Annotated in this window: 22 protein-coding genes, 1 pseudogene and 1 riboswitch; of the genes and pseudogenes, 15 read left to right on the forward strand and 8 right to left on the reverse strand. The window is 69.7% G+C overall.

Translation table 11 applies throughout. The annotated features are described in order from the left end of the window. Nucleotides 1–112 precede the first annotated feature (112 nt). On the reverse strand, nucleotides 113–493 hold the full coding sequence (locus NRY95_01610; protein ID UYC16708.1) for a MerC domain-containing protein: 381 nt from the start codon (nucleotides 491–493) through the stop codon (nucleotides 113–115). Nucleotides 494–556: 63 nt separating this feature from the next. Here NRY95_01610 and NRY95_01615 point away from each other — a divergent pair, with 63 nt between their 5' ends. Beyond that, nucleotides 557–1882 (forward strand): GTP-binding protein, encoded by a 1326-nt coding sequence (locus NRY95_01615; protein UYC16709.1) that lies wholly within the window; start codon nucleotides 557–559, stop codon nucleotides 1880–1882. Between the two features lie 262 nt (nucleotides 1883–2144). Here NRY95_01615 and NRY95_01620 read toward each other — a convergent pair whose 3' ends face one another. Further along, the gene (locus NRY95_01620; GenBank protein UYC16710.1) at nucleotides 2145–3008 is read right to left on the reverse strand and encodes an EamA/RhaT family transporter; all 864 of its coding nucleotides are present in this window, start codon (nucleotides 3006–3008) and stop codon (nucleotides 2145–2147) included. A gap of 82 nt (nucleotides 3009–3090) precedes the next feature. Between NRY95_01620 and NRY95_01625 the strand changes: the two genes are divergently transcribed. The 4 genes from NRY95_01625 (at nucleotide 3091) to NRY95_01640 (ending at nucleotide 6332) form a co-directional block, all read left to right on the forward strand. Continuing rightward, nucleotides 3091–3756 carry an alpha/beta hydrolase gene (locus tag NRY95_01625; protein UYC16711.1) on the forward strand — a complete coding sequence of 222 codons (666 nt, stop codon included), beginning with the start codon at nucleotides 3091–3093 and terminating at the stop codon, nucleotides 3754–3756. A 61-nt stretch (nucleotides 3757–3817) separates the two neighbouring features. Next, nucleotides 3818–4915 carry a cell division protein ZapE gene (zapE, locus tag NRY95_01630; protein UYC18464.1) on the forward strand — a complete coding sequence of 366 codons (1098 nt, stop codon included), beginning with the start codon at nucleotides 3818–3820 and terminating at the stop codon, nucleotides 4913–4915. Between the two features lie 406 nt (nucleotides 4916–5321). Further along, the gene (locus NRY95_01635; protein UYC16712.1) at nucleotides 5322–5789 is read left to right on the forward strand and encodes a MarR family transcriptional regulator; all 468 of its coding nucleotides are present in this window, start codon (nucleotides 5322–5324) and stop codon (nucleotides 5787–5789) included. A gap of 111 nt (nucleotides 5790–5900) precedes the next feature. Further along, a complete protein-coding gene (locus NRY95_01640; GenBank protein UYC16713.1) occupies nucleotides 5901–6332 on the forward strand; it encodes an organic hydroperoxide resistance protein in 432 nt (143 codons plus the stop codon). Between the two features lie 733 nt (nucleotides 6333–7065). On the opposite strand, the gene NRY95_01645 is transcribed toward NRY95_01640, so the two are convergent. Next, a complete protein-coding gene (locus tag NRY95_01645) occupies nucleotides 7066–7383 on the reverse strand; it encodes a hypothetical protein (protein ID UYC16714.1) in 318 nt (105 codons plus the stop codon). A gap of 198 nt (nucleotides 7384–7581) precedes the next feature. Here NRY95_01645 and NRY95_01650 point away from each other — a divergent pair, with 198 nt between their 5' ends. Then, complete coding sequence (locus NRY95_01650; protein UYC16715.1) at nucleotides 7582–8352, forward strand: NAD-dependent deacylase; 771 nt, start codon at nucleotides 7582–7584, stop codon at nucleotides 8350–8352. A gap of 31 nt (nucleotides 8353–8383) precedes the next feature. On the opposite strand, the gene NRY95_01655 is transcribed toward NRY95_01650, so the two are convergent. The 3 genes from NRY95_01655 to ompR all read right to left on the reverse strand — a co-directional run bounded on the left by NRY95_01655 (nucleotide 8384) and on the right by ompR (nucleotide 11440). Continuing rightward, entirely contained in the window at nucleotides 8384–9292 is a 909-nt protein-coding gene (locus NRY95_01655; protein ID UYC16716.1) for an alpha/beta hydrolase, read from the reverse strand. Nucleotides 9293–9446: 154 nt separating this feature from the next. Continuing rightward, nucleotides 9447–10721, reverse strand: a complete 1275-nt coding sequence (locus NRY95_01660) for an ATP-binding protein (GenBank protein UYC16717.1) — start codon at nucleotides 10719–10721, stop codon at nucleotides 9447–9449. Next, nucleotides 10718–11440, reverse strand: coding sequence for a two-component system response regulator OmpR (gene ompR, locus NRY95_01665; GenBank protein UYC16718.1), 723 nt, complete (start codon nucleotides 11438–11440; stop codon nucleotides 10718–10720). The genes NRY95_01660 and ompR overlap by 4 nt, the downstream gene beginning before the upstream one ends. Nucleotides 11441–11620: 180 nt before the next feature. Between ompR and NRY95_01670 the strand changes: the two genes are divergently transcribed. The 8 genes and pseudogenes from NRY95_01670 to NRY95_01705 all read left to right on the forward strand — a co-directional run bounded on the left by NRY95_01670 (nucleotide 11621) and on the right by NRY95_01705 (nucleotide 19833). Next, complete coding sequence (locus NRY95_01670; protein UYC16719.1) at nucleotides 11621–12160, forward strand: hypothetical protein; 540 nt, start codon at nucleotides 11621–11623, stop codon at nucleotides 12158–12160. A gap of 240 nt (nucleotides 12161–12400) precedes the next feature. Next, nucleotides 12401–12520: pseudogene (locus NRY95_01675) on the forward strand (hypothetical protein). 55 nt (nucleotides 12521–12575) lie between these two features. Beyond that, entirely contained in the window at nucleotides 12576–13433 is an 858-nt protein-coding gene (locus NRY95_01680; protein ID UYC16720.1) for a sterol desaturase family protein, read from the forward strand. A gap of 190 nt (nucleotides 13434–13623) precedes the next feature. Next, nucleotides 13624–13847: riboswitch (cobalamin riboswitch) on the forward strand. 180 nt (nucleotides 13848–14027) lie between these two features. After that, nucleotides 14028–16445 (forward strand): ribonucleoside-diphosphate reductase subunit alpha, encoded by a 2418-nt coding sequence (locus NRY95_01685; protein UYC16721.1) that lies wholly within the window; start codon nucleotides 14028–14030, stop codon nucleotides 16443–16445. A 126-nt stretch (nucleotides 16446–16571) separates the two neighbouring features. Then, nucleotides 16572–17612 carry a ribonucleotide-diphosphate reductase subunit beta gene (locus NRY95_01690; protein UYC16722.1) on the forward strand — a complete coding sequence of 347 codons (1041 nt, stop codon included), beginning with the start codon at nucleotides 16572–16574 and terminating at the stop codon, nucleotides 17610–17612. 94 nt (nucleotides 17613–17706) lie between these two features. Further along, a complete protein-coding gene (locus tag NRY95_01695) occupies nucleotides 17707–18270 on the forward strand; it encodes a flavodoxin (GenBank protein ID UYC16723.1) in 564 nt (187 codons plus the stop codon). A 90-nt stretch (nucleotides 18271–18360) separates the two neighbouring features. After that, entirely contained in the window at nucleotides 18361–18693 is a 333-nt protein-coding gene (locus NRY95_01700) for a thioredoxin family protein (GenBank protein UYC16724.1), read from the forward strand. A gap of 471 nt (nucleotides 18694–19164) precedes the next feature. Continuing rightward, entirely contained in the window at nucleotides 19165–19833 is a 669-nt protein-coding gene (locus tag NRY95_01705) for a hypothetical protein (protein ID UYC16725.1), read from the forward strand. 53 nt (nucleotides 19834–19886) lie between these two features. Here NRY95_01705 and NRY95_01710 read toward each other — a convergent pair whose 3' ends face one another. After that, a complete protein-coding gene (locus NRY95_01710; GenBank protein UYC16726.1) occupies nucleotides 19887–20792 on the reverse strand; it encodes a LysR family transcriptional regulator in 906 nt (301 codons plus the stop codon). Between the two features lie 97 nt (nucleotides 20793–20889). Here NRY95_01710 and NRY95_01715 point away from each other — a divergent pair, with 97 nt between their 5' ends. Then, a complete protein-coding gene (locus NRY95_01715; protein UYC16727.1) occupies nucleotides 20890–22143 on the forward strand; it encodes an MFS transporter in 1254 nt (417 codons plus the stop codon). A gap of 113 nt (nucleotides 22144–22256) precedes the next feature. Here the strand turns inward: NRY95_01715 and NRY95_01720 are convergent, their stop codons facing one another. Next, the gene (locus tag NRY95_01720) at nucleotides 22257–24215 is read right to left on the reverse strand and encodes a S8 family serine peptidase (protein UYC16728.1); all 1959 of its coding nucleotides are present in this window, start codon (nucleotides 24213–24215) and stop codon (nucleotides 22257–22259) included. Nucleotides 24216–24257: the final 42 nt, after the last annotated feature.

The following is a 24257-nucleotide window of genomic DNA, read 5'->3' on the forward strand; positions in this document are numbered from 1 at the left end:
AGAGCGGGGTGACCAGCCACTCGGCTGTTGAACAGTCGGGATTGGGGTGGAGCGAACCGCAGGCCGCGATCTGCGCTTTTGCCAATCCCGAATCCCGAATTCCCAATCCCGGCTAGCCGTGGCGATGCCCACTGCGCCGCCAGTTCCACAGGTGCGCGCTCGCCAGCAGCAGGCTGCCGATCACGGTGACCGGGGTTTCGGCCTGCGCGCTGGGGAATCCGATCGCGCCGGCCAGCAGGCCGCACAGGCCGAGCCCGGCCATCGCCCACAGCGGCCACGGCAACGGCCGCTGCCGCTGCGCACGCCACAGCGCCAGCCCGGCCAGGGGCAGCGCGATCGCCACGAACAGCGCATGCACCCATTCGGCCTGCGCCCACACGCCGAACAGGGGCAGGGCCGCGGCCAGCAGGGGCAGGGCCAGGCAGTGCAGCAGGCACAGCGCGGACAGCAGCACCGCTGAAGCATCGAAGAACGGCTGGGGCAGGGATTTCATGGGCGGCGACTCCGGCATTGAAGTGTTATATAGTAACATTTCTCCCGCCACGTCCAAGCCGCCATGCCAACGTCCGCCGTGCTCGACCGCCGCCTTCCCGTCACCGTCCTGTCCGGCTTCCTCGGCGCCGGCAAGACCACCTTGCTCAACCGCGTGCTGCGCAACCGCGACGGCCGCCGCGTGGCGGTGATCGTCAACGACATGAGCGAGATCAACATCGATGCGGCGCTGATCCGCGACGGCGGCGCCGCGCTCAGCCGCACCGAGGAGACCCTGGTCGAGTTCAGCAACGGCTGCATCTGCTGCACGCTGCGCGAGGATCTGCGCCAGGAGGTGCAGCGCCTGGCCGACAGCGGCCGCTACGACTACCTGCTGATCGAATCCACCGGCATTTCCGAGCCGATGCCGGTCGCCGCCACCTTCGCGGTGCGCGACGAGCACGGCCGCAGCCTGGCCGACGTGGCGCGGCTGGACACCATGCTCACCGTGGTCGACGGCGCCAGCTTCCTGCGCGACTTCGGCTCGGCCGAACGGCTGGCCGAGCGCGGCCTGCAGGCTGGCGCCGACGACGAGCGCGGCCTGGTCAACCTGCTGGTGGAGCAGATCGAGTTCGCCGACGTGATCGTGATCGGCAAGTGCGACCTGGCGACCCCGGCCACGGTGGCGCGCACCCGCGCGGTGCTGCGCGCGCTCAATCGCCACGCGCACATCGTCGAAGCTTGCGACGGCGACGTGCCGCTGGACCTGGTGCTGGACACCGGCCGCTTCGACTTCGTCCGCGCGCAGCTGGCGCCGGGCTGGATGCAGGCATTGCGCGGCGAGCACGCGCCGGAAACCGAGCAGTTCGGCATCGGCAGCTTCGTCTACCGCGCGCAGCGCCCGTTCCATCCCTTGCGCTTCGCGCGGCTGGCGCAGAACGGCCTGCGCGACGTGGTGCGCAGCAAGGGCTTCTTCTGGCTGGCCAGCCGCATGGACTGGGTCGGCGAACTGTCCATCGCCGGCGCGGCCACCCAGACCCAGGCCGCCGGCTTCTGGTACGCCGCGCGCGAACGCGTCGAGCAGGGCCTGCTGGACACGCCGCTGCCGTTGCCGCCGCGGCCGCTGCCGTATACCGAGCTGGGCTGGCAGCGGCAGCACAGCGCGTGCTGGAGCGCGCCGCCGCCGCGCGCCGAGGAAGTGGGCGACGCGCGCGAATACGCGGCGCTGCGCGCGCTGTGGCATCCGCTGTGGGGTGACCGCCGCCAGGAACTGGCGGTGATCGGCGTCGACCTGGACCAGGCGCGGGTGCGCGCCGAACTCGATGCCTGCCTGCTCGACGACGCGGAACTCGGGCGCGGGCCGGCGGCCTGGCAGGCCTTGGCCGATCCGTTCCCGGTGTGGCGGCGCTGAGCGGGTACCCGGCGTTGTGCAGCAGCCCGGCTTCGGCGTCTGCCGGCACTGAAAGTCTCCAGCATCTCCTGATCCGGGACTCCTGCGCGTTGTGCTGGGCGGCGGCCATGCCTTTTGTGGGAGCGGCTGCAGCCGCGACAAGTGGAGACATGCAACCGTCCGGCCGGGAAGCCGTCGGGATTGAAGTCCCTCCCAGCGTGTCTCCGGCCGGCGATCGCGGCGAGGCGATCTTCTGCGGCGCAATTGGCCGCCGGCCCCGTCGCTATCGGCGCGCGCCGACCGCGATCAGCACGATCGCCAGCAGCGCCGCCAACAGGCCGGCGCGATTCCAGGCGCTGGTCTTCTCGCCGAACGCCAGCACCCCGAGCAGCGCGCCCAGCACGATCACCCCCAGGTTCATCGCCGCGAACACCACCGCCGGGCTGTCCGGCAGCGCCTGGTGCGCGCGCACGTAGAACGCGATGTTGCCGAAGTTGAACGCGCCCAGCAGCAGGCCGGCGCCGAGATTGCGCCAGGCCAGCGGCGCGCTGCCGCGCAGGTGCCGCCACAGCTGCACGCCGAGCAGCAGCACGAAGGCGATCGCGAAGGCGACCAGCAGCGAGGCGGCGAACGGCGTGCCGGCCTGGGCGATACGCTTGAGCAGCACGTCGATCAGGGCGAAGCCGGCCCATACCAGCAGCAGCCACGGCGCCGCGCGCGCCGTGCCGGCCGGGGCCGGCCCGGGCCGGTGCACGATGCCGGCGATGGCCAGCAGGCCCAGCGCCAGCCCGGCCAGCTTGTAGCCGTTGGCGCGCTCGCCGAACAGCGCGAACGCCGCCGCCAGCGACAGCAGCAGCGACAGCCGCTGCGCCGCGTCGGTGCGCACGATGCCGGCCAGCGCCACCGCGCGGCCCAGCACCAGGAACAGCGTCGGCAGCAGCACCGCCAGGCCGAGTAGTTCGGTCCACGGCGCCTGCGCGCCGCGCAGCGTGGCCAGCGGCGGTTGCAGCAGCGCCGCGCACAGCAGCGCCGCCGCCAGGTAGTTCCAGGTCACCGCCTGGGCCAGGTCGATGCGCCGGCGCGGCGCCAGCTTCAGCAGCATCGAGACCAGCACGCTGCACAGCACACTCAGCAAAACGAACGCCATGCGCGGGAATCCTTCGGGGAAGAGAACGCTGCGTGCGCATGGCCGGCATGTGGCCTGCACGCCGCCCCGGTATTATGAGCGCATGACCTCTCCCGCTTTCCCCACCGAATCCGGCGCGTTGACGCTGGACGGCCCCGCCGGCCCGCTCGAGGCCGCGGTCGATCTCCCCGATGCCGCCGTGGCCGCCGTGCCGGTCACCGCGATCGTCTGCCACCCGCTGTCCACCGAGGGCGGCACCATGCACAACAAGGTGGTGACGATGGTCGCGCGCGCGCTGCGCGAGCTCGGCGTGCAGGTGGTGCGCTTCAATTTCCGCAGCGTCGGCGCCTCCGCCGGCAGCTTCGACCATGGCGACGGCGAGCAGCAGGACCTGGCCGCGGTGGCCGCCTGGGTCCGCGCGCAGCGCCCGCACGACGCACTGTGGCTGGCCGGCTTCAGCTTCGGCGCCTACGTGTCGCTGCGCGCCAGCGCCGCGCTGCAGCCGCGGGCGTTGATCTCGATCGCGCCGCCGGCCGGGCGCTGGGACTTCGCCGGCGTGGAACCGCCGCCGCAGTGGCTGCTGATCCAGGGCGACGCCGACGAAATCGTCGATCCGCAGGCCGTGTACGACTGGCTGGAGACGCTGGAACAGCAGCCGCAGCTGGTGCGCATGCCCGACACCAGCCATTTCTTCCACCGCAAGCTGATCGACCTGCGCGGCGCCTTGCAGCACGAGGTCAAGGCATGGTTGCCGGCCAAGCAGGCGTGAGCGCGCTGCGTCGCCAGGCGGCCGCATGGCCGCAGGCAGGGCGCTGCGCGGGCACGCGCCGATGAGTTCCGCCGCCACGCCTTCGCAACGCTACGCCGCCGGCGTGGCGCGCGGCGATTGGCGCGACGACCCGGCGCAGCATGCCGCGCTGGCCGAGCTGGACCGCATCCACGCCGCGATCGTGGACAGCGACCAGGACGGCTGGCTGGATCGCCTGGCCGCGTTCTGGAAGAAGCCCGAGCCGGTGCGCGGCCTGTATTTCTGGGGCGGCGTGGGCCGCGGCAAGACCTTCCTGGTCGACCTGTTCTACGACGGCCTGCCGATCGGGCAGAAGTACCGCACCCACTTCCACCGCTTCATGCGCGGCGTGCACGAGCGCCTGCGCGAGCACGCCGGGCAGAGCGACCCGCTGGCCAAGATCGCGCAGGAGTGGCGTACCCAGTTGCGCGTGCTGGTGCTGGACGAATTCTTCGTCACCGACATCGGCGACGCGATGCTGCTGGCGCGGCTGCTGGAGCGCCTGTTCGCCGAGGGCGTGACCCTGGTCACCACCTCCAACACCGCGCCGCAGAACCTGTACCTCAATGGCCTGCAGCGCGAGAGCTTCCTGCCGGCGATCGCGCTGTTGCAGAAGTACTGCGTGGAGCTGTACGCCGAAGGCACCGAGGACTACCGCATGCGCGCGCTGACCCGCTCGCCGGTGTACCGCGCGCCGCTGGACCCGCAGTCCGACGCATGGCTGGAGGGGCGCTGGGGCGAACTCAGCGGCAACGAAGCCGCGCGCAGCGGCAACATCGTCATCGAGGCGCGCAAGATCCCGGTGCGCGGCCGCGGCAAGAGCATCGCCTGGTTCGATTTCGCCGCGCTGTGCGAAGGCCCGCGCGGGCCGGCCGACTACATCGAGATCGCGCGCGAGTTCAACACCGTGCTGCTCGGCGGCATCCCGCACTTCGATCGCATGAACGAGGACGCGGCGCGGCGCTTCGTCAACCTGATCGACGAGCTGTACGACCGCCAGGTCAACCTGGTCTGCACCGCGCAGGACCCGCCGCCGCAGCTGTACAGCGGCGAGCGCCTGGCCGGCGCGTTCGAACGCACCGCCTCGCGCCTGATCGAGATGCAGAGCGCCGAGTACCTGGCTACCGCGCACCGCGCCTGAGCGCGGTGGCATCCCAGCGCGGGCAATACCTTCAAATTGCCGGTACGCCGATGTGCGCCAGGTTTTTCCTGTGGGAGCGACTTCAGGGCACCTCTAATAACCTCGATTCCAAAAATTCCGCGCTATGCGCATCAATGACTTGCGAGTGCTTTGGTCGAGTTTTTGGGGTTATTAGAGGTGCCCTGAAGTCGCGACGAACGAAGCGGCGGACTCGCCGGGCACGGTGCAGTCGGGACTGAAGTCCCTCCCACAAGGAGCGGCAGGCGCGCTGTATCGCCAATCTCCCTTTATGGAGCGACTTCAGCTGGTCCCGGGGCATCAGTTGCAACGAGCGAAACCGCGGGCAATTCGACCGAAGAGAGCTGAGGTGCTTGCAATTAAATAGCGCACTATGTAAATTGCAGCCATGCCGAAGAAGCGCACCCCTGCCGAGATCCCCAGCCGCGACGCCGCGCTGCAGCTGGATCAGCAGCTGTGCTTCGCGCTGTACTCGGCCAACCTGGCGATGCACAAGCTCTATCGCGGCCTGCTGAAGACGCTGGACCTGACCTATCCGCAGTACCTGGTGATGCTGGTGCTGTGGGAGCAGGACGCACGCACGGTCGGCGCGATCGGCGAGCGCCTGTTCCTGGATTCGGCCACGCTGACGCCGTTGTTGAAGCGGCTGCAGGCCGGCGGCCTGGTCACCCGCGAACGCTCGGCCGACGACGAACGCCAGGTCGTGGTGCGCCTGACCGCGGCCGGCCGCGCCTTGCGCAACAAGGCCGGCACGGTGCCCGAGCAGGTGTTCTGCGCGGCGGCGTGCTCGCTGCAGGACCTGCGCCAGCTCAAGCAGCAACTGGAAACCTTGCGCGGCAACCTGGGCGGCGGCTGATGCCGTTGCCACGGAGCCGACACGGGTCCATGACGTTCCGTTAATTAAGTAGTGTGCTATTAAATAGCTGTCAATCAACCGGCGCGACGCGCCTCACCAGGAGCAACCACCATGGCCTCACCCGAAAAGATCCTCTACACCGCTCACGCCACCGCGACCGGCGGCCGCGAAGGCCGCGCCGTGTCTTCCGACAAGGCGCTGGACGTGAAGCTGTCCACCCCGCGCGAGCTGGGCGGCGCCGGCGGCGATGGTACCAACCCGGAGCAGCTGTTCGCGGCCGGCTATTCGGCCTGCTTCATCGGCGCGATGAAGGCGGTGGCGGCGCAGGACAAGCAGAAGCTGCCGGGCGAGGTCAGCATCGAAGGCAGCGTCGGCATCGGCCAGATCCCGGGCGGCTTCGGCATCGCGGTGGAACTGCGCATCGCGGTGCCGGGCATGCCGCGCGCGGAGCTGCAGGCGTTGGTCGACAAGGCGCACCAGGTCTGCCCGTACTCCAACGCGACCCGCGGCAACATCGACGTGAATCTGGTCGTCCTCGACTGATTGATGCGGCTGGCCCGAAAACCCCGTCGCGCGACTGCGCGGCGGGGGTTTTTGCTGTCTGCCATACGGCAGTGGTCCGAGCCACCGTGCCGTAAGCGCGGCGACGGCATCGAGAGCAAGGCCGGCAGTTGGTCGGCCGAGAACGAAACGTCTTTCAAGACGCCGATCCGCGAACAATTCGAACAGCAGGGCCATCCGTGCCACGCGAGCGCGCGGCTGTGTGGTGACAGTAGCGAGATGCGGTGCAGACGTGGTGGGCTGCTGGGACTGGGGCTGTCGGCGGTGTTGAACGAGCCGGCGAAACTGATCCGATTCGGAGTATTCCGTAACTGAGCGAGCGCGATAGCTCTGCGTTGCATGCGCGGCGGTCACTGGCCGTTCCATCGATCGTGTCTACTAGCTCGGCTGTTGTTTCTGCTTCTGCTTCTGCTTCTGCTTCTGCTGTTGCTGTCGCTTTTGCTTTGCTTTTGATCTACCGGGTCCCCTCAGCGCGGCAGCCCCGGCGGGCGAATACCCGAAGGGCGGCGCGCAAGGATGCGCGACGTTTTTCGTTGGCACATGGATGTGCCATCGAAAAATGCCCGTCGGGGCTGCGGACCTGGAGCGCGTAGCGCGGAAGGCGCGCTGCGGGGTGTGCTTTCTTTTGGTTACTTTTCTTTGCACAAGCAAAGAAAAGTGACCCGCGCCAGCGGAAGCTCTTGCTTCAAGCTTCAAGCTTCAAGCTTCAAAAGCTTCAAAATCTCAATGCCAGAACCAAGGCAAAGGCAAAGGCAAAGGCAAAGGCTTTCGCCTTGCGGCGAGTCACTTTTCTTTGCTCGCGCAAAGAAAAGTAACCAAAAGAAAGCGCGCCCTGCCGAGCGCCCTCCGCGCTGCGCGCTCCGGGTCCGCGTCCATACCGGGGATTCGCGGAAGGGGCATCCTGCCCCTGCCGCGAACGGCGCACATCCTTGTGCGCCGCCCCTTCGGGGTTTTTCCCCGGCATGGCCGCCGCTTCGGAAGGGAACCGGTAGGTCAAAAGCCACAGCAACAGCACCAGCCACAGCAACAGCAACAGCAACGCCTCACGCAATTACGATGACGACACGACAGCACCGACGGCAGCCGGTCGCATGTCATGGCGACAGCGATCGCATGGCCTTCGTCTCGAAACTTGTGTCGTATCCACAGCCGCGGCGGCATTGCTGTGCTGCAGATTGAGGTGGAACTGGGTCAATGCAATAGTGCGAATACCATCACCTTTGTGTGCGCCATGCTCAGCTCCGCCTACAACGCCGATACCGTTGCCGCCTTCATCCAGGGCGCGCGCCGCCTGCTGGTCCTCACCGGTGCGGGCATGTCCGCCGAGAGCGGCGTGCCGACCTTCCGTGGCCAGGACGACAGCCTGTGGGCGCGCTTCGATCCGCAGCAGCTGGCTACCGAAGAGGCGTGGCGGGCGGACCCGGCGCTGGTCTGGGGCTGGTACCGCTGGCGCATGGCGATCGTCGCGCAGGCGCAGCCGCATGCCGGGCACCACGCGCTGGTCCGCCTGGCCGCGTGGAAGAGCACCACCCTGGTGACCCAGAACGTGGACGACCTGCATCAGCGCGCCGGCAGCGAGGTCGCCGCGCATGTGCATGGGCGCCTGTCGGCATTGCGCTGCGGCGACTGCGGTCAGGCCTGGCACGGATTGCTGCCACCGATCGACGTGCAGGCACCGGCCCAGCGCCTCACCCCGCCGGCCTGCGCGGCTTGCGGCGGTGCGGTGCGTCCGGGCGTGGTGTGGTTCGGCGAGGCGTTGCCGGCCGCGGACTGGGCGCGCGCCGAGAGCGCCGCCGACGCGGCCGACCTGGTGCTGGTGATCGGCAGCTCCGGCCTGGTCCATCCGGCGGCCGGGCTGCCGCTGCGGGCCAGGGAGCGCGGCGCCTACGTGGTCGAGATCAATCCCGAGCCCAGCGCGCTGTCCGCCCGCGCCGACCTGCACTGGCGCGACAGCGCGGCGGTGGCCTTGCCGCTGTTGCTGCAGCGCTGGCCGGCGGGCTGAACTCCGCGCGCGCCGCCCGCCAGGCGCGCGCTCAGCGCAACGAACGCAGGAAGGCGTCCACCGCGTCGGTATAGGCCGAGGACAGGCCCAGGTCGTGATTGATCTCGGCGTGGCTGCGGTCCTGCGGCAGCACCTCGACGCGGATCCGCCGCGCCGTCGCCTTGTCGGCCAGGTGCCGGGCCTGCGCGCAGGCATCGGCGCGGCGGCTGGAGCACACCGCCAGCAGCGGCGGCGCGGCGGTGCCCATCTGGTGATACGGCGAGGCGGCGATCCACTCGCTGCGCCGGCTGCCGAAGGCGCGGTCGTACAGCGGCAGGTGCCGCGCCTGCATCACCTGCTCCACGTCCATCGCGGCGCTGTCCAGCGCCACGGTGGCCAGCGGCGCATGCGCGCCGGCCTGCGCCAGCAGCGTCGGCGACAGGTCCAGCAGCGCCACCAGATGCGCGCCGGCCGAGTGCCCCATCAACACCATCCGTGCGCCATCGGCGCCCCAGCCGGCGGCCAGCGCCTGTACCCTGGCCACGGCGAGGGCGACATCGCCGGCCTGCTGCAGCGGCGTGGCCTGCGGCAGCAGGCGGTAGTTCACCGACACCAGGGCGTAGCCCTGTGGCAGCCAGTGCGCGACCTTGTTGGCGGCGACCCCGGGATTGTCCTTGTCGCCGTTGGCCCAGCCGCCGCCGTGCACCATCACGAGCAGCGGCGCGTTGCGCGCATTGGCGGGCAGGTAGACATCGAAGCGCTGCGCCGGATCGGCGCCGTAGGCGACATCGCGCAGCACGCGCGTGCCGTCGGGCAGCGGCGCGCGCGGCGCGGACGCCGACTGCGCCAGCCGCGCACGCAGGCGTTCGTGCAGGCGGCCATCCTGCGCATGCAGCGTTGCCGCGGATAGCGCGGTCAGCAGCAGCGAGACGCCAAGCAAGGTACGGGCGAGCGAGGTCATCGGCGGAGTCCTTCGAGAGCGGAGGCGTGGGAGGGAGGGGTGGGGTGACGCGGGATCGATCCGTTTCCGGCGCGAGCGCAACGCCGCGGGTCCTCGGGTGCAGCGGCTGCCGCAGTGCGCATGGCTGCCTGCGCCGTCGCCGCGGCGCCCGCGCTCATGCCTCGCGCACCCGCAACGTCGCGCGCAATCCGTGCGGCGCGGCGTTGTCCAGGCGCAGTTCGCCGTGATGCTGGCGGGCGACGCGCTCGACGATCGCCAGGCCCAATCCGCTGCCGCCGTGGCCGCCGTGCACGAACGGCTGCCGCGCGCTTGCGGCCAGCGCCGGATCCAGCCCCGGGCCGTGATCGCGCACCTCGATGCACCAGCCGTCGCCGTCGCGCGCCAGGCGCAGCTGGAACGGTGCGGCGCCGTGGCGCTCGGCATTGCCGATCAGGTTGCCGAGCGCGCGCTGCAGCGCCATCGGCTTGGCGTACAGCGGCGCCTGCGCCGGCAGGTCGACGTCCCAGCCCGCCTGCGCCGCGCCCAGCGCATGCCGGCACAGTTCGGCCAGGTCCAGCGGCGCGCTGGCTTCGTCGCGGCCGTCGCGGGCATAGGCGATGAACTGCGCCAGGATCGCGTCGATCTCGCCGATGTCGCGCTCCATGCCGTCGCGCAGCTCCGGCTCCACCTGCGGCAACAGCGCCAGGGCGTACTGCAGGCGGGTCAGCGGCGTGCGCACGTCGTGCGAGATGCCGGCCAGCATCAGCGTGCGTTCGGCCGCGGCGGTGCGCACGTCGGCGCTGGCGTCGGTCAGCGCCCGTGCCAGGTCGTTCACTTCGCGCGGGCCGCCGCTGACCACCGGCACGGCGCCATCGCCGCGCACCAGATGCGGCGCCGCCTGCGCCAGCTGCCGCAGCGGCAGCACCAGGCGCCGCGCGAAATAGGCCGCTGCCAGCCACACCAGCAGCGCGCAGGCGGCCAGCAACGCCACCGAGAAGCGGCGTACGCCGTGGCCGCGGCGCTCGCCGGCGAACGACACCCACAGCGGATCGGGGGTGGCGAGCTTGAGCCACACCGCGCCGTCGCCGTCGCCGCGGCGCAGCTCGCGCCCCGGACCGAGCTGGTCCGTAGCGCGCCGTTGCAGTTCGTCGGCCAGTGGCCCGCTGCGCGCATCCACCACCGGTGGCGGCGCGTGCCGGACCTGCAGCCCGGCCTCGCGCAGCGCCGGCTCCAGCGCCGCCGAAGACGGCGAGCGCTGCAGCGCCTCGGCGACATTGGCGAAGCCGTCCATCGCCCGCAGCAGTTGCTGCGCGGCCGGACGCAGCGCCAGTTCGCGGCCGAGCAGCAGCGCCAGCAGGCCGGCGCCGGCCAGCACCAGCGCGATCACCAGCGCCAGCTGCCCGAACAGGCTGCGCGGCCAGCCATCGCCGACGTGGCGGGTGCGGCTCATGGCGCGGTCTCCGGCGGCACGTAGACGTAGCCGATGCCCCACACGGTCTGGATCAGCCGCGGGGTGCGCGCGTCGTCTTCGAGCAATTTGCGCAAGCGCGCCACGGTGACGTCGATGCTGCGCGCCAAGGCGTCGTGCTCGCGGCCGTGCGCCAGGCTCATCAGGCGGTCGCGGCTGAGCGGCTGCTGCGGATGCCGCAGCAGCACCGACAGCACCGCGAACTCGGCGGTGGTCAGTTTCAGCGGTCGCCCATCGCCGCTCAGTTCGCGCCGGCCCAGGTGCAGGCGGAAGCGGCCGAAGCCGATCTCGCCGCCGTCCGGCTGCGGCGCGCCGGCGCCGGCCGGGCGCGTGCGGCGCAGCACCGCGCGGATCCGTGCCAGCAGCTCGCGCGGGTTCACCGGCTTGGGCAGGTAGTCGTCGGCGCCGATCTCCAGGCCGACGATGCGGTCGACCTCGTCGCCCTTGGCGGTGAGCATCACGATCGGCGTGGTGTCGCCCTGGCCGCGCAGGCGCCGGCAGATCTCCAGGCCGCTCTCGCCGGGCAGCATCAGGTCCAGCACCACCAGGTCGTAATGGCCGCGCGCCAGCGCCTGCTGCAGCTGGGCGCCGTCGGCCACCGCCTTCACCGAGAAGTCCTGGCTTTCCAGGTAGCGGCGCAGCAGTTCGCGCAGGCGTTCGTCGTCGTCGACCAGGAGCAGGCGGGCAGGGGCGTCGTTCATGGAGCCCACTATCGGCGGTGCCGCGGTCGCCCGGCAACGCCCCATGGAGGGTTTTTGTAAGCGGATGTTTCCATCGCCGCCGGCGGAAACATCCGCTGGCCAGGACGCAACACCTTGCGGCCGCGCGCGGCCTACCGTGGCTCCACCGCAGCGCTCGTGCTGCTTCCCCGGAGAGCAACGATGACCCTTTCGCTACGCAATTCGATCCTGCTGCTGACCCTGGCCGCCGGCGGCCTGAGCGTCCTGGCGGCGCCGGACGCGCAGGCGCGCGAGCGCACCCGCACCCGCACCGCCAGCCACGTGGACGGTGCCCGCAGCGCGGCGACCCATGCCAGCGCCAGCGGCGCCAACGGCAGCGCGACGCGGGCGCGGCAATGGCAGGCCGACGGCCAGGGCAACGCGTCGGGCAGCAGCAGCGCGACCGCCAGCGGCGTCAACGGCGGCGCGGCCACGCGCCAGGGCGGCTTCTACCGCAACGCCGACGGCAGCGCCGGCCGCCAGGGCAGCGCCAGTGTCAGCGGCACCAACGGCGGCAGCGCCAGCAGCAGCGGCAGCGTCGCCAAGAGCGCCGACGGCAGCGTCACCGGCAGCCGCCAGACCAGCGCCATCACCGCCAACGGCGCCAGCTATCAGGGCTCGACCACCGCCGCCGACGGCAGCGTCACCCATACCGGCACCTGCACCAACGCCGCCGGCGAGGTCGTGGCCTGCCGTCCGTAACCGGGTGCCGCGGGGTGCTGTGTCGCGCTTCCACGGTCGCCATCGCGCTGCGGCGCCGCGTGCGCCGCAGCGCCTACGTCCATCCCTTCCATCTCTTGCCCGAGGATCGCCATGAAGACCGTCATCGCCCAAGCAACGCTGTGCAGCCTGCTGTTGGCCGGCAGTGTCGCCGCCCAGACCGCGCAACCGGCGCCGAGCGCTGCGCAGAAACAACCGCTGCAGCAGCGGCTGAAGGCGGCCGACGCCAACGGCGACGGCCTGATCAGCCGCAGCGAGGCCGATGCGTCGCTGCCGCGCATCGCCAAGCGCTTCGATGCGCTCGACGGCAACCGCGACGGCCAGTTGTCGCCCGACGAGCTGCGCGCGGCCATGCAGGCCATGCAACAGGCCAAGCAGCGCGAACCCTGAGCCGGCGATGCGCCCCTGGTTGCCACTGCTGGTGTTGCCGTTGCTGGCGGCGGTCGCCGCGCTGGAGGCCTGGGCCTGGCGCAGGCGCGGCCGTCGCTACGACTGGAAGGCCTACTGGGCCTCGCTCGGCGATGCGCTCGGCCGCGCCGCGCTGGGCCTGCTGCTGCAGGGCGGTGTGGTCGGCGCGCTGCTGTACGCGGTCTGGCCGCTGCGGGTGGCGACGATCGCGATGGACCGGCCCTGGCACTGGCTGGCGTTGTTCGTGGGCCAGGAGTTTTGCTACTACTGGATGCATCGCGCCGATCACCGGGTGCGCTGGTTCTGGCTCAACCACGCAGTGCATCACTCTCCCCAGCAGTACACCCTGGCCAATGCCTACCGGCTGGGCTGGACCGGCAAGCTCACCGGCGCGGCGGTGTGTTTCGCGCCGCTGGTGTGGCTGGGCTTCCCGGTCCCCTATGTGCTCGGCGCGCTGGCGGCGAACCTGTTCTACCAGTTCTGGCTGCATACCGAGCTGATCGGATGCCTGCCGCGGCCGCTCGAGTTCGTGTTCAACACCCCGGCGCACCACCGTGTGCACCATGCCAGCAATCCCCAATACCTGGACTGCAACTACGGCGGGGTGCTGATCCTGTTCGACCGGCTGTTCGGCAGCGTCCGCGCCGAACTGCCCGGGGTACCGCCCCGCTACGGGCTGACGACCCCGCTGCGCAGCCACAATCCGGTGACGATCGCCTTCCATGCCTGGCCGCCGCTGCTGCACGACCTGCGCCGCGCCCGCGGCTGGCGGCAGCGCCTGCGGGTGCTGTTCGGTCCGCCCGGCGCGGCAGGGGCCGACGTTGCGGCCGATCCCCCGCGCAGTTAGCGCTGGCCGCTGCGCACCGACGGCCGCCGACGGCCGCGCCGAGGCCCTTGCGGCATGGGCGCTGCGGCCGGCTCCAGGCCCGATCCGGCGCCCCGCCGCGGGGTTTTGCCGCGTCGCCACGGCAAACTCTTGCCCCGCTTGGGTTTTCGCTTTTTGGACTACATTTAGCGTTGACGACGCCGGGGGACCCCACTATCTTGTGGTGGTCGGTTCCAGTAGCCACCAGGCTGCGGGATCAAAAGGGAAGCCGGTGCGGCGCGCGAGCGCTCAGGCCGGCGCTGCCCCGCAGCGGTAATTGGGAACGAACCCGTCACCCGCACTGAGGCGCCCTGCCTTGGGAAGCGACGGGCTAGGACACCGGCCATCGGCCGTCGCCCATCAGCCCGAAGACCTGCCGACAGCCGCGCGATGCACACAGCGCGGCGCCGACCGTTGCATCTCCGGGGGGAGATGGTCGGTGAAGCGTTGACCGCCCGCAGGCTTCGCGCCTGCGCCGTCGCGGTCTCTGCGACACCGCGTCTCCACCCTGCTGATCCGGTCGGACCGTTGCCTGCGAGGGTCAGGCAGCCGGGTGCACCACGCTTGGAGACCTTCATGAGCCAGACCCACAGCCTGCCGGCCGCAGCCCCCCTCGACACCGCCGATGTCGACCCCACGCCTGCCGCCGCCGCTGCCGCGCAGCCCGATGTGGCCGCCAGCGAGCCGAGCAACGACCAGCGCGCCGTGACCTGGATCGTCAAGGACGGCGGCAACCGCCGCATGGCCTTCGACCGCTCGCGCCTGCAGCGCACCCTGGACCGGATCCATGCCGAGTTCCCGCAGCTGGACGTGGCCGACTACGAGCGCAAGGCGTTCGCCTTCGTCGAGAAGAAGGAAAGCCTGTCGGCCGACGAGATGGTCGACTACCTGATCCGCGAGGCCGAGTCGCGCGTGGACATCGCCACCCCGGAGTGGGAGTACTTCGCCGCGCGCCTGTACCTGCACCGCCTGTACAAGCGTGCCAGCAAGAACCGTTTCTACGATGCCGGCGAGAAGTACGGCTCCTACGTCGGCCTGCAGGAAAGCCTGGCCGACCGCGGCGTGTACTCGATCGACATCCTCAAGAACTACTCCAAGGACGAACTGGCCGAAGCCGGCCGGATGATCGACCCGGAGCGCGACAAGCTGTTCGCCTACAACGGCCTGTACCTGCTGGCCACGCGCTACCTGGCCACCGACAACTCGCGCAAGGTCTACGAACTGCCGCAGGAGCGCTGGCTGACCATCGCGCTGTACCTGATGCAGGACGAAAAGCCCCGTGAGCGGCGCATGCAGCTGGTCGGCGAGGCCTACTGGGCGCTGTCCAACCTGTACATGACCGTGGCCACGCCCACGCTGGCCAACGCCGGCAAGATCGGCGGGCAGCTGTCGAGCTGCTTCATCGACACCGTCGACGACAGCCTGCAGGGCATCTACGACTCCAACACCGACGTGGCGCGCGTGTCCAAGCACGGCGGCGGCGTCGGCGCCTACCTGGGCTACGTGCGCTCGTCCGGCTCGGCGATCCGCGGGGTCAAGAACTCCAGCGGCGGCGTGGTGCCGTGGATCAAGCAGCTCAACAACACCGCGGTGTCGGTGGACCAGCTCGGCCAGCGCAAGGGCGCCATCGCCGTGTACCTGGACATCTGGCACCGCGACATCGAGGCGTTCCTGGACCTGCGCCTGAACAACGGCGACCAGCGCCTGCGCGCGCACGACGTGTTCACCGCGGTGTGCGTGCCGGACATCTTCATGGAAGCGGTGGAGCGCCGCGGCGAGTGGTACCTGTTCGACCCGCACGAGGTGAAGGAGGTCAAGGGCTGGTACCTGCAGGACTTCTTCGACGAGAAGCGCGGCGAAGGCAGCTTCCGCGCCCGCTACGAGGAAGTGGTGGCCGACGAGCGCATCGGCCGCAAGGTGGTCAAGGCCATCGACATGCTCAAGCGGATCATGGTCAGCCAGCTGGAGACCGGCAACCCGTTCATGTTCTATCGCGACGAAGTCAATCGCATGAACCCGAACAAGCACCAGGGCATGGTCTATTCCAGCAACCTGTGCACCGAGATCCTGCAGAACATGAGCCCGACCCGGGTCATCCAGGAGATGATCAGCGGCGACCAGATCGTGACCACCAAGCAGGCCGGCGACTTCGTCGTGTGCAACCTGTCCTCGGTGAACCTGGGCCGCGCGGTCACCGCGCAGCCGGACCTGCTGTCGGCGGACGTGCTGGAGCGGCTGATCCGGGTGCAGGTGCGCATGCTCGACAACGTGATCGACCTCAACGACCTGCCGGTGCCGCAGGCCACCATCACCAACCAGAAGTACCGCGCGATCGGCCTGGGCACCTTCGGCTGGCACCATCTGCTGGCGCAGAAGGGCATCGAGTGGAACTCCAGGCAGGCCGAGGACTACTGCGACGAGCTGTACGAACGCATCAACTACCTGACCATCCAGGCGAGCCTGGCGCTGGCCAAGGAGAAGGGCGCGTACAAGGTGTTCAAGGGCAGCGACTGGCAGAACGGCGAGTACTTCAGCAAGCGCGGCTACGACAGCGCGCAGTGGCAGGAACTGGCCGCGCAGGTCAGCATCAACGGCGTGCGCAACGCGTGGATGATCGCGGTGGCGCCGAACATGAGCACCGCCCAGATCGCCGGCTCCACCGCCTCGATCGACCCGATCTACAGCGCGTTCTACTACGAAGAGAAGAAGGACTTCCGCCGTCCGGTGGTGGCGCCGGGCCTGACCGTGGACACCTATCCGTACTACGAGAAGGGCGCCTACCGGGTCGACCAGTTCGCCAGCGTGCGCCAGAACGCGCGCCGCCAGCGCCACGTCGACCAGTCGATCAGCTTCAACTTCTACGTGCCTAGCACCATCCGCGCCAGCACCCTGCTCGACCTGCACATGACCGCGTGGAAGGAAGGCCTGAAGACCACCTACTACGTGCGCTCCAACGACATCGACATCAGCGAATGCGAGTGGTGCTCGAGCTGATCGCCACCCCGTAGCGGCGCCTGCGCGCGCATGGCTTCCCCCTGGGAACACCATGCGCGTGGTGCGCCGCTCCCGCATCGCCGCGCCGCCTGCCGGCGCGCTTCACCCCACTACCGAATCCCACCCATGGCCATCGCGCTCGACCGCATCAAGATCCTCGAACCGATGCATCCCAACCGTTCCACCGGGATCATCAACGGCACCACCAGCGGCATCCTCAACTGGAACGACATCCCGTACCCGTCGTTCTATCGCGCGTACAAGGAGCTGTCGACCAACTTCTGGATCCCCGACGAGGTGGACATGAAGGGCGACGCCAAGCAGTACGGCGAACTGTCGGCGCGCGAGAAGAACGCCTACGACTCGATCATCGGCCTGCTGGCCACGCTGGATTCGCCGCAGACGCGCTTCATCTACAACGTCGCCGAATACATCACCGACCCGGCCGCGCACGCCAACGCGGCGATCATCGGCCAGCAGGAAGTGATCCACAACGAGAGCTATTCCTACGTGCTGGCCTCCATCGCCGGGCTGGCCGACCAGAACCGCGTGTTCGAGATCGCGCGGACGCACCCGACCATCATCGCGCGCAACCAGCCGATCATGCAGGCCTACGACGACTTCATGCGCGAGAAGACCGCAGAGACCCTGCTGCGTTCGCTGATCCAGTCCTCGATCCTGGAAGGCATCAACTTCTATTCCGGCTTCGCGTATTTCTACAACCTGGTGCGGCAGAACCGCATGACCGGCACCGGCAAGATCATCAGCTTCATCAACCGCGACGAGCTGGCGCACACCAAGTTCATCAGCGAGCTGATCCGCGCCATCATCGGCGAGAACGCCGAGCTGCAGACCAACGAACTGACCGACTACGTGCACCAGGCGTTCGAGCACGCGATCCGGCTGGAGACCGAGTGGTCCGCCGAAGTGCTGGACGGCATCGAGGGCATCGACGTGGACGAGATGATCCAGTACGTGAAGTACCGCGCCAACAAGATGTCCGGCATGCTCGGCATCGAGAAGCTGTACACCGACGCCAGCGACAACGTGATGCCGTGGATCAAGGCCTACGCGGACAACTTCACCGAGACCAAGACCGACTTCTTCGAGATGCGCAACGCCAGCTACAAGAAGACCAACTCGGACAACGGCTTCGACGATCTGTGAGGGGCCGGGATTGGGGATTCGTGATTGGGGATTGGCAACAGCAAATCCCCGTGCTCTGACGAATCCCCAATCCCCAATCCCCAATCCCCGCCTCATGAACATCCTGCTCGCCTACGCTTCGCTCAGCGGCAATACCCGCGACGTCGCCCGCCGCGTGCATGCGCAGTGTGAGGCGGCCGGGCATCAGGTGACCTGGATCCACACTGACCTGCAGACCCTGCACGGCGCGCTCGGCGATGCCGCGCGCGCGGCGGACTTCGACCTGCACCTGCTCGGCAGCTGGAGCGACAACGCCGGGCGTACCCCGGCGGAGATGAAGCGCTACATCGCCGAACTGGTCGAGGCGACCGGCAAGACGATCGAGGTGGCGGCGTTCGGCACCGGCGAGACGCAGTGGGGGCTGGAGTACTACTGCGGCGCGGTCAAGCGCATCGCGCGTTTCTTCGGCAGCGCCTATCCCTTGCTGGAGATCGAGCAGATGCCGCACGGCGACCGCGACTACGCCGCGATCGACGCCTGGTGCGCGCAGGTGCTGGCGCTGCGCGCCGCGCGTGCGCTGCCGGCCGGGACCGCGCCCGTGGCGACCGCCGCCGAACCCGCGTTCGGCAGCGCGACCGGGTTCGCCTCGACGGCGTTGCCGCTGCACGGCAGCGGTTGACGCCGCATTGGTCCATTCGTTTTGCTGGCATCGCCGGCGTCGGGACATCCCGCGCCAGGCATCCTCCGACATCAGACAAGGTTCCGCACCATGTTCACCACCATCACCGTCGCCACCGCCGAACAGTTCGCCGACGCCATCGCCGCGCATCCGCGCGTGCTGGCCGATTTCAACAAGGACAACTGCCCCGGCTGCCGCATGCTCGACAAGTCGCTGGAGCGCTTCGCCGAGAGCGACAGCGCGCAGGGCGTGACCTTGCTGAAGGTGAAGATGGAGGACGTGGGCGAGGACTTCTTCCGCGCCCGGGGCCTGCGCCAGACGCCGACGCTGATGCTGTTCCGCCAGGGCGAGGAAGTGGCGCGGGTGCCGGGTTTCGTACCGCCGGCGAAGATCGACGAAGCGGTACGCGCGCATCTGGGTTGAGCCGCTGCGGCGGGTGCCGCGGTTCGATCGCCAGTGTGTGCGTTCGCCCTGGTGTTCGACCGGAATCGTGCATGCGCGATCGCCTGGCTGAGGCCATCGCGAAGCAGCGCGTTTGCCGCTCATGCCATTGCCGCATTGAATTCTGCGCAGTTGCCGGTCTGCTCGTTGCGCCGCGCAGCATCCTTGTGGGAGCGACTTCAGGGCACCTCTAATAACCCCAAAAAACTCGACTAAAACGCTCGCAAGTCATTGATGCGCATAGTGCGAAATTTTTAGAATCGAGGTTATTAGAGATGCCCTGAAGTCGCTCCCACAGGCGACATTGACGGCAGAGCGCGGCAGCGCATGCCGAACAATGGTCGGACTTCCATGCCTGACGACCTCCGCGGTACGCGGTACACGCTCGTCAACACGCTTGACCTCAACCACGCTTGAGGTCGTCCAATAAAGGCTCCCGCACAAGGAGCCACCATGCGCATCACCCAACTGAGCCTGCCCGCCAGCGATCCTGCGGCGAGTACCGCCTTCTATCGCGACGTCCTGCAACTCCCGGTCGCGGCCACGCAGGTGCGCATCGGCTGGAGCCTGCTCGATCTGCTGCCCGCCGACGCCGAGGTCGGCAGTGTGCATCTGGCCTTCAACATCCCGTCTGCGCGCTTCGACGCCGCCTCCGCCTGGCTGTCCCGGCGCGTGCCGTTGTTGCGCGATCCGCTGGGCGAATCGCGCTTCGCGCTCGACGCGGCGTGGCAATCGCAGTCGGTGTATTTCGCCGGGCCCGATGGCGCGGTGCTGGAACTGATCGCGCGCAAGCCATTGCCGGCGCACGCTATCGCCGACGGCGCGTTCTCCGCGGCCGAGCTGCTGTGCATCAGCGAGATCGGATTGCCCAGCGCGCAGGTGCCGGCGGTTGCCGCGGCAGCGCAGGACCGTATGGGGCTGCCGCCGTTCATGCCGGCATCCGATGTGTTCGCGCCGCTCGGCGATCACGAGGGCCTGTTGATCGTGGTCGATGGCCAGCGGCGCTGGTTCCCCGAGCAACGCCAGTTGCCGTTCGCGCACGGCGTGCGGGCGGTCGTCGAGGGCGTGCGCGGCGGGCAGGTGTTGCGCGACGCGGCGGGGTGGGACGTGGTGTCGCAGTGAGCCTGTCCGCACGGGCTCCCACATCAGGTGGCGCGGCGCGCGCCGATCCGCGGCTACCCGCGCTTGCCCGCCGCATGCGCCTGCGCCAGCTGCCACAGGTGGCGCACCACCGGCAGCGCCTGCGCGGTGGCCGGCAGCGCCGCCAGCGCCAGCCGCGCCATCGGCACCCGGCCTTCGATGTCCAGGTAGCGCACGCCCGGCAGTTGCACCTGGGTGGTCGAGGCCGGCACCACCGACACGCCCAGTTCGGCGGCGACCAGGTTGACGATCGACGACATCTGCGGCGCTTCCTGCCTGATCTGCAGTTCGAAACCGGACTGGCGGCAGGCTTCCAGGATCTCGTCGTACAGGCTGGTGCCGAAGCTGCGCGGGAACAGGATGAACGGTTCGCCGGCCAGCGCCGACAGCGGCGCGCGCCGGCGCCTGGCCAGGCGATGCGCGGCCGGCACCGCGATCTTCATCGGCTCGTCGGGAAATTTCAGCAGCTGCAGCTCGGGTGGGGTGACCACGCTGTAGCGGATGAAGGCCGCATCCAGGCGCCCCTGCACCAGCGCGGCGAGCAGGCCGGCGGTGTTGGTTTCCTCCAGCGCCAGTGCCACCGCCGGCCAGCCGCGGCGGAAGTTGCGCACCAGCGTCGGCACGATCGGGTTGAACGCGGCCGAGGCGGTGAAGCCCAGCCGCAGCACGCCGCTCTCGCCGCGCGCGGCGCGGCGGGCGGCATCGCCGGCGCGTTCCAGGTCGGCGAGCACGCGCCTGGCCTCGACCCGGAACGCGCGGCCGGCCTCGGTGAGGTCCGCGCCGCGCGGGGTGCGCACGAACAGCGGCGTGCCCAGTTCCTGTTCCAGCGCGCGGATCTGCTGGCTCAGCGGCGGCTGCTGGATGCCCAGCTGCGCCGCGGCGCGGGTGAAATGGCCGGCCTCGGCCACGGCCAGGAAATAGCGCAGATGGCGCAGTTCCATGTCATATCCAGAAGATATGGAGAATGCCCAGATCATATATTGGACACCGGATCGACGCAGGCAAATACTGGCCGCCCTTGTTCGTTGCCGCGCCGTCGTGACCACTTCCAGCCAATGCCCGCCGCTACAGGCCGTGGCGGACGCGCCGCTGTTGCGCATCCGCCTGGCGCTGTTCCTGGCCGGTTTCGCCACCTTCTCGCTGCTGTACAGCGTGCAGCCGTTGCTGCCGGCATTCGCGCGCGAATTCGGGGTCGACGCGGCGACCAGTTCGCTGCCGCTGTCGCTGGCCACCGGCGGCCTGGCGATCGCGATCTTCTGCGCCGGCGCGGTGTCGGAGAACCTGGGCCGGCGCGGGCTGATGTTCGTGTCGATCGCGTTGGCGGCGCTGCTCAACCTGCTCGCCGCCTGCCTGCCGCACTGGGGCGCGCTGGTCGTGGTGCGCGCGCTGTCCGGCGTCGCCCTGGGCGGCGTGCCGGCGGTGGCGATGGTGTATCTGGCCGAGGAAGTGCCGGCGTCCAGGCTCGGCGCGGCCACCGGTCTGTACGTGGCCGGCAACGCGTTCGGCGGCATGGTCGGGCGCATCGGCATGAGCGTGCTCACCGATCATTTCGACTGGCGTACCGCACTGGCGGCGGTCTCCGCGATCGACCTGCTGGCCGCGGTCGGCTTCGTGCTGCTGCTGCCGCCCTCGCGGCATTTCGTGCGCCGCCGCGGCATCAACCTGCGTTTCCATCTGCAGGCCTGGGGCGGGCATCTGCGCGACCGCTGCCTGCTTTGGCTGTTCGCGATTCCGTTCCTGGCGATGGGCGTGTTCGTCAGCGTCTACAACTACGCCGGCTTCCGCCTGGGCGGGCCGGAATTCGGGCTCAGCCAGAGCCAGCTCGGGATGATCTTCAGCGCCTACGTGTTCGGCATCGTGTCCTCGTCGGTGGCCGGCGCCGCGTCGGACCGCTTCGGCCGCGGCCCGGTGGTGCTGGCCGGCATCGCGGTGGCGGCGCTGGGCGTGGCGCTGACCATCGCGCACGTGCTGGCGGTGGTCATCGCCGGCATCGTGCTGTTGACCATCGGCTTCTTCATCGCGCACTCGGCGGCCAGCGCCTGGGTCGGCCGCCTCGGCGGGCGCAACAAGGGCCATGCCGCGTCGCTGTACCTGCTGGCCTACTACAGCGGCGCCAGCCTGATCGGCTCGCTCAGCGGCGCGGCCTGGCAGCACGGCGGCTGGAATGCGCTGGCGGGCTGCTGCCTGCTGCTGCTGGGCATCGCGCTGTTCGCCGCGCAGGCGCTGCGCCGCGGCGCCGACGACAGCCGGCCGTACGGACGTTTCGGCCCGCATCCGCCGCGCGGCGAATAGCGGATGGGGAATGGGGAGTGGGGAGTGGGGAATCGGTAGAACAGAGCAAAGGCGATTGCCCGTGTTTTCCGATTCCCGATTCCCATTTCCCCACTCCCGGCATCATCGGCGCGTCATTGCACCGAGTAGGCCACCGACAGGCTCACGTTGGCGTAGCCGCCGCTGCCGCCGACCGGGCGGATGAAATAGCTGCCCGACACCGGCAGCGCCATCTGTACGTTCTGGGTGGTCCCGCTGCGCACCGAGCTGTAGTCGGCGTCGCTGCCGTCGGCGCTGGGCGCGCGGATGGCCCGCACGTAGAGCTTGAGCTGACCGCTGCCGCCCAGGGTGCGGATCTGCAGGTTGCGTGCGTTGGCCGGCAGGTCCAGCCGGTACAGCGTGCCCTGGCCGGCGGCCGCGGACAGCTTGCTCAGCGTGCCCGGCCCGATCGCGACTGCGGTGGCTTCGTCGCCGCCGCCGCTGGCGCCGGCAGCGCGCGCCACCGCCTTGCCGGCGTTGAGGATACCGGCGCCGACGCGCAGGGTCTGCTTGACCGGGAACACGTTGGAGGTCTGGGTCAGGATGTCGCGCAGTTGCGCGATCGAGGGCATCGGCCGGCCTGCGCCGATCGCGGCGCTGATCGCCAGCGCGGCCACGCCGGCCACGTGCGGCGAGGCCATCGAGGTGCCTGCGTAGCCGGCATAGACCGGCTGGTCGGGGCCGTGCGCGCCGTTGTTGAGGGTCGACCAGACCAGGCCGGTGCGCACCGAGCCGCTGCCGCTGGACGCATCGTTGGCATACACGCCGCCGCCAGGCGCGGACAGGGTGATGGTGTTGCCGTAGTTTGAATAGTAAGCGCGACCGCCGGTGATGCCGGTGGCCGCCACATTGATCACTCCCGGGCAGCTGGCCGGCGTGAACGCCGCCGCGTCCGCGTTGCTGTTGCCGGCCGCCACCACCACCAGGGTGCCGCGCGCGATCGCGCCGGCGACGGCCTGCGCGGTGACCGTGTCCTGCGTGCAACTGCCGTAGCCGCCCAGGCTCATGTTGATCACCTCGGCCGGGTTCGGGTTGTCCGGCACCCCGTCGACGTGGCCGCCGGAGGCCCAGACGATGGCGTCGGCGATGTCGGCGGTGCTGCCGCCGCAGTGGCCCAGCGCGCGGACCGGCAGGATCCTGGCGTCCGGGGCGATGCCCGCCATGCCCACGCCATTGTTGGTCCGCATGGCGATGGTGCCGGCGACGTGGGTCCCGTGCCAGGAGCTGTCGCTCTGCTCGCCCGGCTCCGCGCAGCCGCCGTTGGAGGTCAGGTACTTGTCGTCGCTGGTCCAGTCGCCGCTGTCCCAGCCGCCGGGCACGCGCCCATTGCTGGCGCGGCCGGACATCAACGCGTCGCTGATGAAGTCGTAGCCGGCGTTGGCCAGCGAGGTATCCAGGTCCGGATGCGCGGTGATGCCGGTGTCGATCACCGCGACCACCACGCCCTGGCCGGTGCCGTACTGCCAGGCCGGCAGCAGGTCGATGCCGCCGCGGTTGGCGTAGCCGGTGGTCTCCGGAGCCAGTGTCTCCAGGTGGCCGTCGGGCGTGCGCAGGTGCCACTGCACCACGTAGCCGGGATCGTTGGGTGCGGCGATCGCGCTGGCGGTGGCCTGGATGGTGCTGCGCACCGGCTTGAGGATCAGGTTCGGTTCGACGTGCGCCACCGCCGGATCGGCGCGCAGGCTGGTCATCAGCATCTCCAGCTGGGACGGGCTCAGCGCGCGGTTGGGGCGCACCAGGTCGGCGCCGATGGCGAGCCGGCGCACCCGGCTCAGCGCTGGTGCGCTCTGCCGGTAGGTGCTGGACCAGGTCGACGTGGTGCTCGGTGCGGCCATGATCTGCCTGAGTTTGGTCGCGGCGGCGCCCGCGTCGCGGCGTTCGCTGCTGCCGTCGCGGTAGGTCACGATCAGGCCGTCGTAGACCTTGGACTGGCCAGGCACGCCGGCGTCGAGCACCGAGAAGCGCGGTGCAGTCTGCGCGTGGGCGGTGGAGGCGAGCGCCAGGCTCAGCGACAGGGCCAGCAGGGTGCGGGAAAGCGATGGGACGGTGGTCATGTCTGTCTCTCTACGAGGAGGGTGATGGGGAGCGCCGGCCGC

This window comes from Xanthomonas campestris pv. phormiicola, from assembly GCA_025666215.1.
Lineage (GTDB): Bacteria > Pseudomonadota > Gammaproteobacteria > Xanthomonadales > Xanthomonadaceae > Xanthomonas_A > Xanthomonas_A campestris_A.

What these genes read in the sequence shown, in the direction of transcription:
- NRY95_01610 (UYC16708.1), bottom strand. Translation starts at nt 493, where the DNA reads ATGAAATCCCTGCCCCAGCCGTTCTTCGATGCTTCAGCGGTGCTGCTG.
- NRY95_01615 (UYC16709.1), top strand. Translation starts at nt 557, where the DNA reads ATGCCAACGTCCGCCGTGCTCGACCGCCGCCTTCCCGTCACCGTCCTG.
- NRY95_01620 (UYC16710.1), bottom strand. Translation starts at nt 3,008, where the DNA reads ATGGCGTTCGTTTTGCTGAGTGTGCTGTGCAGCGTGCTGGTCTCGATG.
- NRY95_01625 (UYC16711.1), top strand. Translation starts at nt 3,091, where the DNA reads ATGACCTCTCCCGCTTTCCCCACCGAATCCGGCGCGTTGACGCTGGAC.
- zapE (UYC18464.1), top strand. Translation starts at nt 3,818, where the DNA reads ATGAGTTCCGCCGCCACGCCTTCGCAACGCTACGCCGCCGGCGTGGCG.
- NRY95_01635 (UYC16712.1), top strand. Translation starts at nt 5,322, where the DNA reads ATGCCGAAGAAGCGCACCCCTGCCGAGATCCCCAGCCGCGACGCCGCG.
- NRY95_01640 (UYC16713.1), top strand. Translation starts at nt 5,901, where the DNA reads ATGGCCTCACCCGAAAAGATCCTCTACACCGCTCACGCCACCGCGACC.
- NRY95_01650 (UYC16715.1), top strand. Translation starts at nt 7,582, where the DNA reads ATGCTCAGCTCCGCCTACAACGCCGATACCGTTGCCGCCTTCATCCAG.
- NRY95_01655 (UYC16716.1), bottom strand. Translation starts at nt 9,292, where the DNA reads ATGACCTCGCTCGCCCGTACCTTGCTTGGCGTCTCGCTGCTGCTGACC.
- NRY95_01660 (UYC16717.1), bottom strand. Translation starts at nt 10,721, where the DNA reads ATGAGCCGCACCCGCCACGTCGGCGATGGCTGGCCGCGCAGCCTGTTC.
- ompR (UYC16718.1), bottom strand. Translation starts at nt 11,440, where the DNA reads ATGAACGACGCCCCTGCCCGCCTGCTCCTGGTCGACGACGACGAACGC.
- NRY95_01670 (UYC16719.1), top strand. Translation starts at nt 11,621, where the DNA reads ATGACCCTTTCGCTACGCAATTCGATCCTGCTGCTGACCCTGGCCGCC.
- NRY95_01680 (UYC16720.1), top strand. Translation starts at nt 12,576, where the DNA reads ATGCGCCCCTGGTTGCCACTGCTGGTGTTGCCGTTGCTGGCGGCGGTC.
- NRY95_01685 (UYC16721.1), top strand. Translation starts at nt 14,028, where the DNA reads ATGAGCCAGACCCACAGCCTGCCGGCCGCAGCCCCCCTCGACACCGCC.
- NRY95_01690 (UYC16722.1), top strand. Translation starts at nt 16,572, where the DNA reads ATGGCCATCGCGCTCGACCGCATCAAGATCCTCGAACCGATGCATCCC.
- NRY95_01695 (UYC16723.1), top strand. Translation starts at nt 17,707, where the DNA reads ATGAACATCCTGCTCGCCTACGCTTCGCTCAGCGGCAATACCCGCGAC.
- NRY95_01700 (UYC16724.1), top strand. Translation starts at nt 18,361, where the DNA reads ATGTTCACCACCATCACCGTCGCCACCGCCGAACAGTTCGCCGACGCC.
- NRY95_01705 (UYC16725.1), top strand. Translation starts at nt 19,165, where the DNA reads ATGCGCATCACCCAACTGAGCCTGCCCGCCAGCGATCCTGCGGCGAGT.
- NRY95_01710 (UYC16726.1), bottom strand. Translation starts at nt 20,792, where the DNA reads ATGGAACTGCGCCATCTGCGCTATTTCCTGGCCGTGGCCGAGGCCGGC.
- NRY95_01720 (UYC16728.1), bottom strand. Translation starts at nt 24,215, where the DNA reads ATGACCACCGTCCCATCGCTTTCCCGCACCCTGCTGGCCCTGTCGCTG.